Raw genomic sequence first — 15,716 nt, 5'->3', positions numbered from 1 at the left:
ATGCCCTGTGCCGGAGCGGGGGTTTGGCTTCCGTGCGACAAGGACGACGCGTTCTGGGTCAGCAAGCAGGAGTTCAACCAGCTGTTCAACGAGGAATCGAGGCAGTAGCATGGACGGAGAGACATCCGAAACAGACAACCAACGCTCAGAAACGTCAAGACGGCACCGCCCGCGACGCGTGTTGGCTATTCTGGCCGCAGTGATTGCCGTGGCTCTTGTCGCCGTCTGCGTGTTTGAGAAAGGACTCATCATGGACGCCATGACAGGACGGCACATCATCAGGGCGACGGCCCGCAACATCCCCCAGGAGCGAATCGACAAAGGTTGGGTCGTGATCGGCGACGTCGGCGGCATCATACGGATGGGCAATATCGACATCCAGATTTACCATCCGACCGACGAGCATGGGGAGAAGCGGGCACGCCTCATCGTCATGAACCACCTCGCCAAGCTCGGCGGGGACGTGGACCCGAAGGTCGGCGAGACCATCCGCAGACCGGGGGACGGCATAGCGGTGACCCTGCTGACCCTGGGCGATGATGAGGGCGCCCAGGCCGTCAGACTCCTCATCGAGACCTGCCAGGACGGCCCCTCCATCCGGCTGAAGGCCGGCAACCCCCGCAGTCCCGGGACGGCAGGACCTACGAGGTGCGCATGGGGGAAAGCAGTCCAAAGATCAACAAGAACTACGTCAAGGTCTCACTGGGATACGGCATCGTGAAACAGCAGGACGGCACCTACCTGGTGCCGATATTGCTGGGCAACGGGGCCGAAAAGCCCAGGACCTGTCGATGAGCGTGGGGCAGAGCAGGACGGGCGACCTGCACGGCGTGAAGTACACGGTGTCGCTTCTGGCCCTCACCGACATCCATGGCCGTCAGGGTGTCACACTGCTCGTCACGCCGGTATCCGAGCAATGAACCACACGGCGGCGTGTGAATCGGTACACAGGATGCCGTGGAGAAAGTGGCTGGCGCGGGCGGTGGCTGTCGTCGTTATGCTGGCTATCGTCGTGCTAGGGATTGTAGCGGCGTTCAAGCCGCCTGAAGGAGGCACAAGAACCATGCAGACGGATAGTAGGAAGGAAGAGCCAATCATCACCCAATCCGCGAACATCAGGAAGGAACGGCTCGACAGGGGGCAGGTGTACAAGACAGCTATCGGAGGTGTTATCCGCACCGGCAACATTACCGTCGTGGTCGATTCCCAGCTTGACCACGGCAACACTGGGTACTCCATCAATCTCAAGGTGGACGTACTCCCACGCCACGTCGATCTTGGCGGCGAATACAGTATCGTCAACCTTGGGGTCGGCGACACATGGAGCTCGAGACAGATGGGGGTGTCGGTGACAGTGGCCTCGTTCGACGATTGGGACGGGGTCCAGTCAGTGAGTGTGTTGTTCGAACTCTACCAGCCTGACCCGCCGGTCGAACAATCCGTCCAACCACCCGTCGGCGCCGGGACCACGGCGACCGCCGCACTCGGCGACACCGTGAATCTGGGCGGTCACGCCATCGCCCTGCCCTACGCCCTCGACCATGACCGCAAAGGCTATTACCTCATCCTGCCTATGAACGAAGACGATGATAAAGGCATGACGCTACGGCTCGGTCAGACCAAGACGGCATCCGACGGGCTCTGCATCACGCTGAGCGCCCTAACCGGCATCAACGGTAGGCAGGGTGTCATCCTCGTTGCCTCGCCGAAACCATAAAACCGATGAGTCTACGCTAACAGTTTCAAAGGAAATATGATGTTCCTGTGCAACTCATAAGGGAAGGTAAACCAGGGACGAAAACTTGGGTTATATTCCGTGATTTATGCAAAAACTTGAGGTTCTGGAATCGGTGCAATTCAATGTTTCCAGAACCTCAATTGATGGTGCGAGTAGGGGGAGTTGAACCCCCACGAGCATACGCTCACTGCCACCTGAAGACAGCGCGTCTACCATTCCGCCATACTCGCAGACAAATAATAAGGTTACTGCGCAGTGCCGACGAACGCAAGAGGCGGTTGCGGCGCGTGTTGCTCGGCAGTCGGCTTGGGCGGGGAGGACTGGTTGCCGGAATCCCCAAGGTGATGGATGCGACCAAAAGCACGTTAGAGCACTTAACGCGACGAAAAGCATGAAAAATGGGCGAAAAACGTGCTTTTCGTCGTAGTAACCTGTCCGGCGGACGGCTGAGGGGGGAGATTGGAGCGTCACCGTGTCCACTTGAAGTTGCTGGCATCTGCGCCGATTTCGAAATTGCGTTTCGCGCAGCCCAGACCAACGTGGGCAAAGAGGCCGGGAGTGATGCGGGCGCTGACGGCGGGTAAAAGCTTTTCGCTGGTTGCGATGGAACTGGCTGAGCTGACTGGACTGCCGGCGGTGTCGGTATCTTCTAGCGTGAAGTGGAATGGTTGCTGGCTCAGTGACGTCGGGGCGAGCGAAGCGGCTTCGACGCCGCGCTGGAACCAATCGGGGGCATCCGCGAGCGTCGCATTGGGGCCGAGGCTCGCGGGCAGCGAGCACAATGAATCCAACGGTTTGCTGTGGTGCTTGGCACCGGGCCGTGCGGGGTGGCCGAAGGCAAGAATCCACACCACGCGCTCGCCGGGCTCGAGTCTCCACCAGCCTGTTGCGGCGTCGTCGAGCACGGCCCACGAAGTTGAGAGCCCGAGTTGGACAAGTTTCAGCGCGAGTTGCTCGCCGTAATAACCCACCTTTTGTTCGATTTCGGCTTCTTCATGCGGAATCGGATCAGTGGCTTCCTCATCCGTCTGCGGAGCCTTCTTCGCTGGATGTAGATCGTAAGGAACACCAATTTTCGCAACTAGAGCGATGGCGTTGTGCACACCGCTAAACCGCCCGTAATGGGTCTTGTAACCGCAGAAAGCGTCGTCGAGCCCGGCGGCCATCTGGAAATGTAGGCCGGACTTGGCGTTGCAGCGCTCGATTTCCGAGGCGATTTCACTAAGCAGGGCCTTGCTGACAGGCTCGTCGGTATACATACGTACGGAATGGCGCTCCGTCATCGCCTCGTTCAGATCCATTTTGCCCCTCTGCCTGTCATCGGTGAACATTTCCATCATACCGATTGACTTGGTATGGTGCGGCTTAGCGAGTTCGGTGCGTCGTAGAAAGTGACGAATGACACATTTTGCGGTAGCTGGGAGGAAAACAGAAGCGCTTCATTCAAGTGCTCTGCCTGCAACTGGTGCTGGTAAACGGCACATAAGGGGATGTCAAAATCCGTTTTCCAACATTGATTGATGGAATATGGGTTTGGTGCTGGTAAACGGACTTTTGGCGGCCGTTAGAGTCCGTTTACCAGCACTGAATGGGTGAAAATCGCAAGAGTCGAATTCGGCGTCTCACCCCTTGGAGCCGTGGGCGTAGTAGCGGGCGAGGGTCTCGTCGCGGAAGGCCTCGAAGTAGCCGCCGTCGATGGAGGCGCGGATGTCATCGAGCAGCTTGATGAAGAAGCGCTCGTTGTGGATGGTGGCCAGCGTCGCGCCGTTGATTTCGTGGGCGCGCAGCAGATGATCGACGTAGGCGCGCGAGTAGTGCGTGCACGTATAGCAGTCGCAGCCCTCCTCGAGCGGCCCGAAGTCGCGCTTGTTGGCGGCGCGCTTGATGTTGTATCGGCCGTCGCGCGTGTAGATCGCGCCGTTGCGGGCGCAGCGGGCGGGGGCTACGCAGTCGAAGGTGTCGCCGCCGTTCTCCACGCACGCGAAGATATCATCCACCGCGGCGATGCCCAAAACGTGCCGGGGCCGTGACTCCGGCATTTCGTCGCAGATCCACGCGCAGGTGTTGCCGATGACGCGCTTCTCGATCGCACCGCCGATGCCCACGCCGTCGAAGTCGAGCGAGGCGATCTCGGAAGCGGCCTTGCGTCGCAGATCTTCGTAGTTCGCACCCTGCACGACGCCGTAAAGCGCCTGGTAGGGTTTGCCGACCCGCGCCTCGGTGAGCCGTTGATGTTCGGCAACGCAACGACGAGCCCACCGGAACGTTCGCTCGACAGAATGCTCCTGATAGCCACGCGTGTTCATCAGCGTCGTGAGCTCGTCGAAGGCGAACATGATGTCTGCGCCGATTTTGTGCTGGATACCCATGGAGATCTCGGCGCTGAACCGGTGCTCCGAACCGTTAAGCGGCGATTTGAACGTCACGCCGTCCTCGTCTACGAAGGCCTTGCGCTCGCGGCCCTTGGCGATTACGTCGTCGGACTTCATTCCGGTGACGTCCATTGCCAGCGTCTTCTTGAACCCGGCGCCTAGCGAAAGCACTTGGAACCCGCCGGAATCGGTGAAGGTCGGCCCGTCCCAGTTCTCGAAGCGCGCGAGCCCGCCGGCTTCGTCGATGATGCTCTCGCCGGGTCGTTCAAACAAGTGGAACGCGTTGGAAAGCAGGCATTGCGCGCCGAGCGATTTCATGGTCTCCGGCAGCACGCCCTTCATCGCCGCCTGCGTGGCGACGGGCACGAAGGCCGGGGTCTTGATATCGCCGTGCGGGGTATGGATGACGCCGGTTCGTCCGTAACGCGCACCTCCGCGCCCCAGACCGTCTGCCGAATCCGAGAGACGGGTCTTCTGCTCGAAGTAGAACTTGCTGCGCTCGCCGGGTTTGCCGGGTGCCGCTCCCAAAGGTCGTTCCAACAATCCCGAAGCGCTCGGCACCAACTGCGAGACCGAGCTGCCGGAATGGGCCTGTGCATATGACGTTGCCACTGATGCGACATCCTTGTGACCAGGAATGTGGGTTTGCGCGTGGCAGTGAGCGCTGCTCGTGGTGTCTCCGGCGGAAGTGAATTTTGTATTACTGTTATCGTTCGTCATATTTGAACTCGCCGTGCCTTCGTTCTTAAGCTGTTCTGCTGCATTGTCCGCTGAAATGCCTGAAATATCCATATCCGTTTCCATTGTTGCGATTCCGTGCCGTTCGCATTGTCGTATCATTTCGTCCGTGTCAGCCACGTTATACGACGAAAATCGGCTTTTACGTTCACTCTAGGCGGAGCCATACCACAAATTCGTTCAGCGACGATTAGGTTCATGGGGACCTATAAAATTAGCCAAGAACTGGGATTTGGCGAGGACATCAGCAGATTGGTATGAGGTTTGAAACTTTCTTTCAATGAACGTTCAGGAAACGTTCAGACCGCTTGTCTTTACTCATTACTAGTGGTTCACGAGTGGTGGTACGCCAGAATTTGCTTAACGCCGCGGCCATCCGGGAAAATATAAGGAGCAGCAATGGCTGAAGACAACAAAGATGAGTGGGGCAGTGGTCAGCCTGCACGTCCAAATGAAGACATGAATGCGATGCCGGATTTACCGGATTTTGTCAGTAATGATCAGCTTCATGGCGCGTCGGAAAGCGACAATAGGGATACCGATTATGCCGGTGCGACAACAACCAGCAACGATACGGCCGCTTTAGGCAGCACCCAGCCGATCGCCACGCAGCCCGTTACAACGTCGGATACGGGGAATTTCAACGGTGCAACCAATGATTCTTCCAACAGCACGCCAACGGAGGTGTTCACAACCGGATACCGGCCTGACGACGCAAATTCGACGGCCAACGTCTCCGGTGCCAGCCCTTCGAACAATCCTTATGAGACTTCCAATACGCCGAATTCCACTGCTTCGTCCACTTCCGGCCCGTACCGTCCGGCTCCCGAATATGGCGCGTATGGCCCGCTGCCCGATCACATCGGCAACGGCTATGGCAACAACTACGGCAACAACAATGCCCCGTTCGGTTCCGGCAATGCCGCGGGCAGCAACGGTCCTGCCAACACCCCGGCCATGCCATGGAATGGTATCTTCGGCAGCAACGGCCAAAACCCGAACGCCGGCCAGAATGACAATGGCGGCAACGAGAATAATAACGATTTCGGTACTTCCTACGGCCCGTACAACGCCGGTCCCGGCCAGCCGCAAGGCCCGAACAGCGGTAATTTCGACGGGCCGAACATGCCGAACGGCGGCAATGGCTATGGATACGCTCAGCCGAAGTCGCACAGTAACGTCGTCACGGCCATCGTCGCCGCGGTCGTTACGGCGGCGCTGTGCTTGGGTATCGGTTTCCTCGGCATTTCCAAAGGATGGGTAACCGTTCCGACTTCCAGCTCGATATCCGGCATCACTTCCAACAAATCCGGTTCCGGCACCGCCAACGTCAAGGGCGGGCAGGCTCCCGACTGGGCCGGCGTCTCATCGAAGGTGTCCAATTCCGTGGTTTCGATCACCACGCAGGTCAGCCAGGGCATCGCCAAGGGCTCCGGCGCGATTCTCGATACCAAGGGCCACATCGTCACCAACAACCATGTGGTGAGCGGTGGCCAGAACATCCAGGTCACGCTTTCCAACGGTCAGATGTATAAGGCGAGCGTCGTGGGCGCAGACAGCACCACCGATCTCGCGGTGCTGCAGTTGCAGAATGCGCCAAGCGACCTCAAGCCGGTCGAGTTCGCGGATTCCAGCAAACTCGCGGTCGGTGAAAGCGTCATGGCCGTCGGCAACCCTCTGGGCTACGACGACACCGCCACCACCGGCATCGTTTCGGCGCTCAACCGCCCGGTTTCGGTGATGGATGACAACAATTCCGAAATCGTGACCAACGCCGTGCAGATCGATGCGGCCATCAACCCCGGCAACTCGGGCGGCCCCACCTTCGACGCAGGTGGCCAGGTCATCGGCATCAACTCCTCGATCGCCTCCGCTTCCTCGTCTTCCGGCCAGTCCGGATCCATCGGCATCGGCTTTGCGATTCCGTCGAACCTCGTCAAGCGCGTCGCCGATGAAATCGTGGAGAAGGGTTCCGTCCAGCACGCGATGCTCGGCGTGACCATCAAGTCCGCCAATGTCGAATCTGACGGCATCACCCGCGGCGGCGCTCAGATCACCACGCCTTCCACCGGCGGCTCGGCGGTTGTCAAGGGCAGCCCGGCGGACAAGGCCGGACTCAAGGCCGATGACACCATCGTCGCTTTCAACGGCCAGGCGGTCGGCTCGAGCTCCGCATTGCTCGGTTACGTCCGCGCCTCGGCGCTCGGTGACAAGGTGAAGCTCACCCTCGTCCGCGGTGGCAAGACCATGGACGTCGAAGTCACCCTCGACCAGAAGGAAAGCGACGTCAAGGGCAGCAACCGTTCCGAAACCCAGAAGCAGAACGGCAGCAACGGCCAGAATGGACAAGGCCAGAACGGCCAGAGTCAGAATGGCGATGGTTCCGGCAATAGCGACGGAGACGGCGGCGGCCTCTTTGATCCGTTCGGTCTCTGGTAAAGCGAGGCTGTCGGCCAACATCTGCATTCGGTCTATCGGCTGAGGTGCAGAAATTGAAATGCATGATTGGTTCCGGGTTATTCCTTATTTTGGGAATCTCCCGGAACCATTCGTGCTTTATAGCCATATTTTGCAGTATTTTGGAGTGAATTTAGCTTAGGAATAAATAATATATTAAAAGTTCATACGTCTTATTTTTTATATATAATTCAGTTGATTGTTTAAAGGTATTGCACCTTTTGCAAAATTGGGGAACTAGGAAAGACTGAATTATATTGTCACGTTTTAAGCTTGTGCATATTATAGTCAGTGCGATCAGCGGCGTTGCTGCGTTGGGAATGTTCGCTCCTTCCGCAATCTGCGCTCCGAATATGGTCGGGGATAATGCTGGAACGGCATCGGTGTCGGCATCCGCCAAGTCGTTGGCCGGAGGCGAATCGTCTCAGTCCTCGTCGCAGACTGTGTCACAGCAGGTCCCGTTGCAGCAGGGTTCATCGCAGACTGAAAATCGGATTGCCGTCGATTCCAAGAATCGGCAGCAGGGTCAGGGTTCTGCCGCTGCCAAATCGACAAATGGTTCGTTGCGCAACAAGTCGGTGGCCTCGAAGCCGAATTCGCAGCAAGACGCTGGTTCGTCGGCTGCAAATCCTGGCGCCATCCACAACAACGGCTCTCAGCCCAAACAAAACGATGATGGTTCCAAGGCAAGTATGCCGTTGACCAGAGGCGGCACCATCGTCACCCATGATGCTGCTACCGCCAGCGACAACGTTGTAGTCAGCGGACTCAACCTCGACAGTATGCGCACAGGGCAGGCGCCCTTTGATGCCGATGACAACCCCGGCGACGATTCCTGCGACAGCAATGCCATTGTTCGTTCTTTCGACAAAGTCACCTACGATTACGATTACACGCTCGCCCCGCAGTCTCCGACGGACTATTATCGCGATGCTCGTGTGCGTTTCGATGTCCACATCCCGGTCGACAAGAACAAGGCGGTGCTGGACACCAACGACATGAGCTGGATCGACCAGAATCCGCAATATCCCAGCACTCATACGGACAATCCCGACGGTTCGCAGGACTACGTCTTCTGGCGCCACACCACCGCCTCCCGGCCGGGCACCTACGTCGCACCGGGCACCGCCTCGGTGACCATCGTCCTCAAGATCAACGTCATGCTCAATGGGCAGACGCTTGCGCCGAGCGTCAACGCGCGTTCCGAATACACCGGTGACACCGTCGGCAAAACCGATACGCCACGCGCACTGACCATCAGTGCCAAGACGAGTCTCGATATCCGCATCGGCAATTTCGCCGGTGATTCCACCGTCACCCAAGCCTCACCCATCAGGAAATTCGATTTCGACAAGCCCGATGCAGCGGGCCAGATCAACTACGGCTTGGGCAAGAAGCGCGGCTATATCACCGGTATGCCTTGGGCCGTCGATCTGCGCTGGCCCAAGGCCGATATCGTCCGTGGCAAGGGGATGAAAGGCCTGGAAGCCCCGCAAGGGCTAATCACCTTCAACCTGAGCACCACTGACAAATGGAACAAGGACAATGGAGACATCGCCGACGCCGGAGCGGACGTACAATCCAGATTCTGGGGGCTGGCACCGGTGACGACGCCGACCATGAGCCATGCGGACGCGGCAACGCGGCAGGCGACGCCGTCGACACCGGGCAGGGAACTCAACAACGACACACAGAACTACGTGCCGCGCTCGGACAATTACAAGATCGCCGGCGGCTTCCGCACCCATACCGACGGCAGAGACCACAACAGGACCTACGACAACGGCGACTATCAAGTCACCCAGGAAATCGGCACCGACTATACTGCCTATCATTTCACGCTCAGCGGCTATGACATCGGTTCGTTCTGGCCAAAGCAGGGGAGTTCCCCACAGGCTGGCGCGTCATGCAGCGATGAGTTCATGGGCAATAATTGCACTGTCCAAAATGTCGGCGAAATTTCGACCGGTTATCTCTATCTTTTCCACCCCGTCGATAAAACCGACAGCCAACTCCAGGCGGCCTATGGATCCGGAGTCACCGTGACCCTTACCGCCGACGAAGGTGGTATGAGCTACACCGATGTCAGCGGCGTGGCTTCCAATACCTCTGGCTCCGATCGGAGCAATCAGGCGGTCAACGATCACAATACCGACGGCAGTACGGTCAATAACGACAACTGGCGGCCGGACAGGTTCAACCTCGTCGTCCCGGGTTCCGTTTCGCCGTTCTACGGCTACGCCTGCGCCACGGATCGCGCTTATGAAGAGAACGGTATCGACTGTGCGGGGTGGACGGGCGACGACAACCGCAAAGACACCGATGTGGCCACGCCGGGCGACCCCATCCGCATTTCAACGGCATATGTCTTCCAGCAACCCGATGCGAAACTGCCTGTCGGCCACATGATGCTCATCAAAATCGATCCAAAGGTCATCGATCTGGCGGACGAAAACCATCTTGACGCCGGAGGGTCCGGTGGTTCGTGAGTGTATGCAGGGAAAACAGGGTTCTTCCACAGTTGGAATGATCCCGATCCTTTCTCCAACCGGGCCACTCCGGTCAAAGCCAAATACGCAGTCAAGCCGGATGGTTCAGGATGGACCGATGACACTGAGGAACGTACTGCTGTCCTCGGCGACCTTAGGTATTACAATTCCAAGGCCGAGGCCCAGAGTCACGGCACTATCGTCGGCGTCCTGCTCGCCTCCAACCAGCTGGCATACAGCCGTAGCGCAGGCATCGAGACGAAGTTCAGTATGGGCAATATCCGCGCGACGGTTCGCAGGGACGCTCCGGACGGCTCGGTAGCCCAGCTCAGCGCCATCAACTACATGTATACGCGCCAACAGATGAAGACCGCGAAGGGCCTGTCCCTTTCCGTCGAAGGCCAGGACTCTGATTGGGCCGATTGGACCGTGACTCAAAATCCTATGGATTGGTATTTCAACGACCATTTACAGGGTGCCATCGATACCGACACGTTCCAGCGGAAGCCATACGTAAAGCCGTCATACACCGACGCCGGCTATCAAGTCGGCTCTGGCACCCACGAACGTCAGTGGGGCGATGCGCTTTATGTGGCGAGCGAGCAGCCGGCGGTCGACATCTCCGTCGCGCAGGAAACGGGCGGGAATCCCAAGTCGCAGTTCGACCTCGACAATCGGCAGCGTACCGTGGATTGGTCGATTGGAGCTAGAATCCGCGCCATAACCGGGAGAGGTACCAGCAAGGCCACCGTCACCGCTACTTTGCCGGTCGGCCTGCATTATATAGTGAATTCATCCAAGCTCGACGGTATATATACGGAACATACGCCTGATGCCGGTACCGTGATCGGTGGCATGGACCTTGAGCCGACCATCACCCATAACCCCAATGGCACCGCCGTTCTCGTCTGGCAGGTTCCCGATATTCCGCGGGACAGCCGCGACCGGACCATCCATTTCAGCACCACGATCGGCAATGAGGATGATGCCAGCCAGGATGCGAAAAACAACGACCGCTATACGGTCAGCGCGTCCATCTCCTCTGATGGCTATCATGTCTCACCGACCGCCGCGAAGGGAACTTTGAGCTCGGCGAGTATGGGCGTCTCCAAGCTGCGGGAAGCTGGACTCACCACACGGGCGAAGACACTCATCAACGAAATTGGACAGCCGTTTGTCTACCGCTCGATGTTCGGCAATTATTCGCAAACCGGTAAAGCAAATCCATTCTCATTGGAGATCATGCCGCACCACGGCGGTAACGACAGCCTATCTACCTTCCACGGCAGCTACCAGATCCAGAGTGTACGCATCAAGGCGCAGGGCAGTGCCTCGCTGAGCGGTTTGGTGGTGCGCTATTCCACCGATACGAGCCTGCAGGGAGCGGACGTGAGCCCGGCGGACATCACTCGTACACAAATCGATACGCATGCGGATATTTGGAAGACGGTTGATGTCGTCCCGGATGGCGCCGACGACTTGGTCCGTATCGATTCCAGCGGCAGGTCCCTTAGCATGCCCTCCAGCGGCGTCACGGCCATGGCGTTTGAGCTTCCGACACTGCCTGCTGGCTCCAGTCTGCTCATCGACACCACGTTGAAGCCCCGAGACAACAATGCAGGGGATTTTTACGAGCAGCAGTGGGCCAATGGCGCCAACAACGTCATCGCGCTGACCCAGACTTGCAACCGCATCGTCAGCGGTACGGTGTGGTACGACTCCAACCAAAACGGGCTTGACGATCCCGGCGAGCCCGTCGTTCCCGATGCCTCCGTGAAGTTGGTCGATGGTTCGGGCCATATCGTCACGGATACGAGTGGTCATCCGCTGCAGGGCGTGACCGACAGTCATGGCAACTATAGATTCGACGATGTCTCATCAGGGTCAGGGTATCGCGTGCGTGTCAACGGTCCGAGGGGCCTGACGCCCACCACCGCTCATGTCGGCAGCGACAGGACCATCAACAGCAAGGCTGACGAGCATGGATCCATCGCCATCGCCGGCATACCGGCGTTGGCAAGAATGGTCAGCCCAACTTACGAAGATGACTATGAGAACGAAGGGCTCGTCGGCCCCTTGGATGCCGGAGAAGCCGGTTTCCTCATTGTCAAGAGGCTTCAAGGTCGTAACTGGCTGCCGGGCGAGCAATATAGGTTCAATATCGCCCCCATCGATGGAGCACCGGCCGCAGGCGAGGGACAGGCAGTGCCTTCCAGCATCCGTGTGGGCGGTGTGGGCAGCGCTGCTGGGCAGAAGACGGTTCTGATTGATGCCTCCAAGTTCAGGCTTACTTCGACGGACCATTACACGTTCAGATACAAAATCACGGAGGACGGTACTGACCATCATACGGATGTCGCTCCGACTCCGGGCACTTCCAACGAGTATATACTGACGATTGTGGTCTACGACGATTACGGCGATTTCACTCGCCATGTGGCTGCGACGCTGAACGACGCCAGTGGCACTAGCGTCCATGCTGCGACTTTCACCAACAAATACACGCCTGCCTCGTCTGGGTCGAGTTCTGGTAACAGTGGTACGCCTGAGCCGTCCGGTGGCGGCGGCACATCCGGGCCGGGAACCGGCAACGACAGCGTGCCCGGATCAGGAACCGGTAATGACGATACGTCTGGTGCGTCCAAGCCAGGTCCTGATGGTGGCGATACCTCTGCTTCGTCCGTGCCGTTGCACGGTAATGATAGCGGTTCTGTGCCAGCTAAATCGGCGTTCGGTAATGTCAACGGACCGGTTTCACCGAATACGGTTCGTGGAAAAGGCACGTCTGCTGCGCCGAAGCCCACAAAGGCGACGATGGCGAAGACCGGAGCCGAGACGTTCGTGATTGCCTTGATAGCCTTGTTGACTGCGGTCTTGGGGATTCTGATCGCCTGGTTCAAGAGGTCACGAAGCAACATGTGACGATAAAGCATGGTGATTTGGTGGGTCGCTGGCTTTGGTTGGCGGCCCACACGAGTTTTCGGGGAAGATTGTCGCCCAGTTTTGGGACGGGTTGTCGACGTGATACCGCTATACTTGATTTCATAATCTTTACGCCGTGTATCGGTGGCTTCGCGTCGCCGGTGGGTTAACAAGGCGTGACCAACTTGCTTTGGCCGCGTAACTTGTGTGACTCGTGGCTTTAGCAGCACACGCGCAAGGAGAATCATGCGGATTATTCGCAAGGCTGCTGGTATCTGCCGGCAAGTACCAATGCTTCCCATCACTATTGTTGCTGCGGTTTTTGTGGCATTGTTCTGGAATTATCGTCCATGGCTGGGCGGCTTCGGTGCACTGAAAATCGGTAATTTTGTGGCGGCTCCGCCAGCTGTCGGAGCGTGGCACGTCGGTCCGTTCGCGTTCAACCCTTCCGTCGGCCAGCTTATCGTGGTGCTGCTCGTTGCCTATTCCGTTTTCGATTCCATCTGCGGCATGATCGCTTCCTTGAAGGCCGGCCATGTGGGCATCGACGTGCTCGCGATCCTTGCGCTGCTTTCCACACTTGGCGTGCAGGAGTATTGGGCGGCTTGGGCCGTGGTATTGATGATTTGGTCGGGCGAAGCCATCGAAGAATTCGCGCAGACCAAGGCCGAAAGCAACCTGAGCGCCCTGGTCGCCGCCGCCCCGCAGATGGCGCATATCTCCGACTTGCCGGGTGTGCATACGGCTACAGACAGCAAGGATTCTGCTGTATATGGTGAAACTTCAAAGCCAAATGGGGATATTGCGGGAAAACATCTTGCAGCGCTATTTTCCAATACCGATAGGCGTTTGACAGACGGTTTCCGAGCGACTTTGGCAACGGCTTTGCCCCGCGGTGACGCGCGCGATCTGGAAGATAATCTATGCATGATTAACGCGGATGATTGCAACTGTGAGTTGTCTTCCGTTGCTAAAGACAACGCTGCAGATGTGCCGAGGAATTCTCGTCGAGTGCGCGCGCAGCCCGCGGGCTCGTTGGCGCGGCACACGTTCATCGGTGGGTCGTTGGCGAGAAGTTCTCAAGCTGCAGAAGCACTGGAATCGCAGGCCGCGCAGAACGCTCATTTCCATACCGTGCCGGTCGATCAGGTGGCGCTCGGCGATGTGCTGGTGGTCTTGCCCGGCGAGACGATTCCGGTGGATGGCAAGCTTTTGAGCGGCACGGCGACGCTCGACTTGAGCGCCATCAATGGCGAACCGTTGCCACGCACCGTGTTTGCGGGCGCTCGCGTGATGAGCGGAGCCATCAACGGCTCGACGATGATCGTGATGCGTGCCACGCAGCTGGCGCAGGATTCGCAGTATCAGCAGACCATGCAGCTGGTCGATTCCGCGCGTGCCTCGCGTGCGCCCGTGGTGAAGACCGCCGATGTGCTCGCGGTGCCGTTTACCATTATTTCGCTGGTGATCGGCGTTGCCGCGTGGATCGCTTCCGGCACCCCGGAACGGTTTGCGCAGGTGCTCGTTCTGGCCACGCCCTGTCCATTGCTCATCGCCGCACCTGTGGCGTATATGGCTGGAACGGGAAGGCTCGCGAAGGCCGGAATCCTGACGAAAACGCAGGAGGTTCTGGAAAATCTCGGCAAGGTCTCGCATATTTTCTTCGATAAAACTGGCACGCTTACGGTCACCAGGCCGCAGGTTGTGCGGGTTGACGTGCCGGAGGCCGCACGCAAGCGGTTACCTGAAGTTTTGGGATTGGCAAAGGGTTCTGCCGATTCGCAAAGAGATGACGATATTGTTGGTACCGACGAAAGTGTGACCTCGATAAATTCTCGTAATGGTCATTCCGAATCTTCTAATGTAATGCAAATTAGGGAAATCATCGTCGAGCTTGCCGCGGTGGTGGAGACCTATTCGGTGCATATCCTCGCGCAGGGCATCGTCGCTGCCGGGGCCGCGGCGTCGAAGAAGTTGCACAACGGTCGCACTGCTTTCCCGGTGGTCAAGGACGTGCACGAAGATGCTGGCAGCGGTGTGCGGGGCATGGTCGAGGGCCACATGGTGCGCGTCGGCCGGCTGAGTTTCGTGATGAACGTGCGCAAAGACAATGAGACTGATGGCCGGCCTCGGAATGGTGAGGCACCGCGAAATGATGCCCGGTGTCAGAAGGAAATGGTGAAGAATTCCGTCGTTTCCGATACTTCGAATTCTGTATTACTTGTGAATGAGGCGTTTCCTAGTTCTCAGTTCAAGCCGCGTGCGGCCGACGAAATGGTGGCGTACGTTTCGGTTGATGGGCTTCTGGCCGCACGTATCGTGCTGCGCGACGTGCCGCGCGATAATGCTCGCGAATCGTTGCGGCGTCTGCGCTCCTTGGGTGTGGGTGCGGTGACCATGCTGACCGGCGACTCCCGCAGCTCAGCCGACGTAATTGCTTCGGAAGTTGGCATTGACGATGTTCGCGCCGATCTGCTGCCGCAGGATAAGGTAGCGGCAGTCAAGGCTGTTTCACATGAAACGTTGTCGCACTCCTCGAAAATCGAGACGCTTCTCGATCGGCTTTCCGGCCAACCGAAGCCGCGCCCGATTTCGGTGATGGTCGGCGACGGCGTCAACGATGCCCCGGTGCTGGCCGCGGCCGATATCGGCATCGCGATGACGGACGGCACCTCCACTGCCGCCTCGCAAACCGCCCAGGTGGTCATCATGAATGACGATATCGCCGACGTGCCGCGCGCCGTCGCCATCGCTCGCCAGACCAAGCGCACCATGCTGCAGGCCGTGGTCACTGGCCTCGGGCTGGCGCTGGTCTGCATGGTCGCCGCCGCGTTCAACCTCATTCCGGTAGTGGTCGGGGCGTTCACGCAGGAGGCCATCGACGTTGTCTCGATCCTTTGGGCCCTGACTGCCCTGCGCGATCGCAAAGCGTGAGTTGTGGAATGCTTGGGTAGCCGGGATCCGACTCGTCTGTGAGTGGGATTAACGGGGAGCGGCGAT

The 15,716-nt window shown here is 58.4% G+C and carries 9 protein-coding genes and 1 tRNA gene; 7 read left to right on the top strand and 3 right to left on the bottom strand.

Going from position 1 to position 15,716, the window contains the following annotated elements; translation table 11 throughout:
- Positions 1 to 109 precede the first annotated feature (109 nt).
- The 3 genes from OZX74_RS08890 (at position 110) to OZX74_RS08880 (ending at position 1,717) form a co-directional block, all read left to right on the top strand.
- Positions 110 to 721 carry a hypothetical protein gene (locus OZX74_RS08890; protein ID WP_277156550.1) on the top strand — a complete coding sequence of 204 codons (612 nt, stop codon included), beginning with the start codon at positions 110 to 112 and terminating at the stop codon, positions 719 to 721.
- A gap of 76 nt (positions 722 to 797) precedes the next feature.
- Positions 798 to 920 (top strand): hypothetical protein, encoded by a 123-nt coding sequence (locus OZX74_RS08885; RefSeq protein WP_277156549.1) that lies wholly within the window; start codon positions 798 to 800, stop codon positions 918 to 920.
- A 143-nt stretch (positions 921 to 1,063) separates the two neighbouring features.
- Complete coding sequence (locus tag OZX74_RS08880) at positions 1,064 to 1,717, top strand: hypothetical protein (RefSeq protein WP_277156548.1); 654 nt, start codon at positions 1,064 to 1,066, stop codon at positions 1,715 to 1,717.
- Positions 1,718 to 1,882: 165 nt separating this feature from the next.
- On the opposite strand, the gene OZX74_RS08875 is transcribed toward OZX74_RS08880, so the two are convergent.
- From OZX74_RS08875 to tgt, 3 genes are all read right to left on the bottom strand, one after another.
- Positions 1,883 to 1,968: transfer RNA gene (locus tag OZX74_RS08875), tRNA-Leu, on the bottom strand.
- A gap of 237 nt (positions 1,969 to 2,205) precedes the next feature.
- The gene (locus tag OZX74_RS08870) at positions 2,206 to 3,078 is read right to left on the bottom strand and encodes a nitroreductase family protein (protein ID WP_277156547.1); all 873 of its coding nucleotides are present in this window, start codon (positions 3,076 to 3,078) and stop codon (positions 2,206 to 2,208) included.
- Between the two features lie 282 nt (positions 3,079 to 3,360).
- Positions 3,361 to 4,902, bottom strand: a complete 1,542-nt coding sequence (gene tgt / locus OZX74_RS08865) for a tRNA guanosine(34) transglycosylase Tgt (RefSeq protein WP_277156546.1) — start codon at positions 4,900 to 4,902, stop codon at positions 3,361 to 3,363.
- A gap of 345 nt (positions 4,903 to 5,247) precedes the next feature.
- On the opposite strand from tgt, the gene OZX74_RS08860 reads away from it, so the two are divergent.
- From OZX74_RS08860 to OZX74_RS08845, 4 genes are all read left to right on the top strand, one after another.
- On the top strand, positions 5,248 to 7,287 hold the full coding sequence (locus tag OZX74_RS08860; RefSeq protein ID WP_277156545.1) for a trypsin-like peptidase domain-containing protein: 2,040 nt from the start codon (positions 5,248 to 5,250) through the stop codon (positions 7,285 to 7,287).
- 371 nt (positions 7,288 to 7,658) lie between these two features.
- The gene (locus OZX74_RS08855) at positions 7,659 to 9,794 is read left to right on the top strand and encodes a hypothetical protein (RefSeq protein ID WP_277156544.1); all 2,136 of its coding nucleotides are present in this window, start codon (positions 7,659 to 7,661) and stop codon (positions 9,792 to 9,794) included.
- Positions 9,795 to 12,716: an SdrD B-like domain-containing protein gene (locus OZX74_RS08850; protein WP_277156543.1), complete on the top strand. Its 2,922-nt coding sequence runs from the start codon at positions 9,795 to 9,797 to the stop codon at positions 12,714 to 12,716.
- Between the two features lie 246 nt (positions 12,717 to 12,962).
- Complete coding sequence (locus tag OZX74_RS08845; RefSeq protein ID WP_277156542.1) at positions 12,963 to 15,650, top strand: HAD-IC family P-type ATPase; 2,688 nt, start codon at positions 12,963 to 12,965, stop codon at positions 15,648 to 15,650.
- Positions 15,651 to 15,716 lie beyond the last annotated feature (66 nt).

This window comes from Bifidobacterium sp. ESL0798, from assembly GCF_029395415.1.
Classification (GTDB): Bacteria; Actinomycetota; Actinomycetes; order Actinomycetales; family Bifidobacteriaceae; genus Bifidobacterium.
The sequence above is the reverse complement of the archived record's forward strand: the minus strand, read 5'-3'. Positions and strand labels throughout refer to the sequence as shown.

Excerpts from the sequence above, each read along its gene's own strand:
- OZX74_RS08890 (WP_277156550.1), top strand. The coding sequence starts at position 110 with ATGGACGGAGAGACATCCGAAACAGACAACCAACGCTCAGAAACGTCA.
- OZX74_RS08845 (WP_277156542.1), top strand. The coding sequence starts at position 12,963 with ATGCGGATTATTCGCAAGGCTGCTGGTATCTGCCGGCAAGTACCAATG.
- OZX74_RS08870 (WP_277156547.1), bottom strand. The coding sequence starts at position 3,078 with ATGATGGAAATGTTCACCGATGACAGGCAGAGGGGCAAAATGGATCTG.
- OZX74_RS08880 (WP_277156548.1), top strand. The coding sequence starts at position 1,064 with ATGCAGACGGATAGTAGGAAGGAAGAGCCAATCATCACCCAATCCGCG.
- OZX74_RS08855 (WP_277156544.1), top strand. The coding sequence starts at position 7,659 with ATGGTCGGGGATAATGCTGGAACGGCATCGGTGTCGGCATCCGCCAAG.
- OZX74_RS08860 (WP_277156545.1), top strand. The coding sequence starts at position 5,248 with ATGGCTGAAGACAACAAAGATGAGTGGGGCAGTGGTCAGCCTGCACGT.
- tgt (WP_277156546.1), bottom strand. The coding sequence starts at position 4,902 with ATGGATATTTCAGGCATTTCAGCGGACAATGCAGCAGAACAGCTTAAG.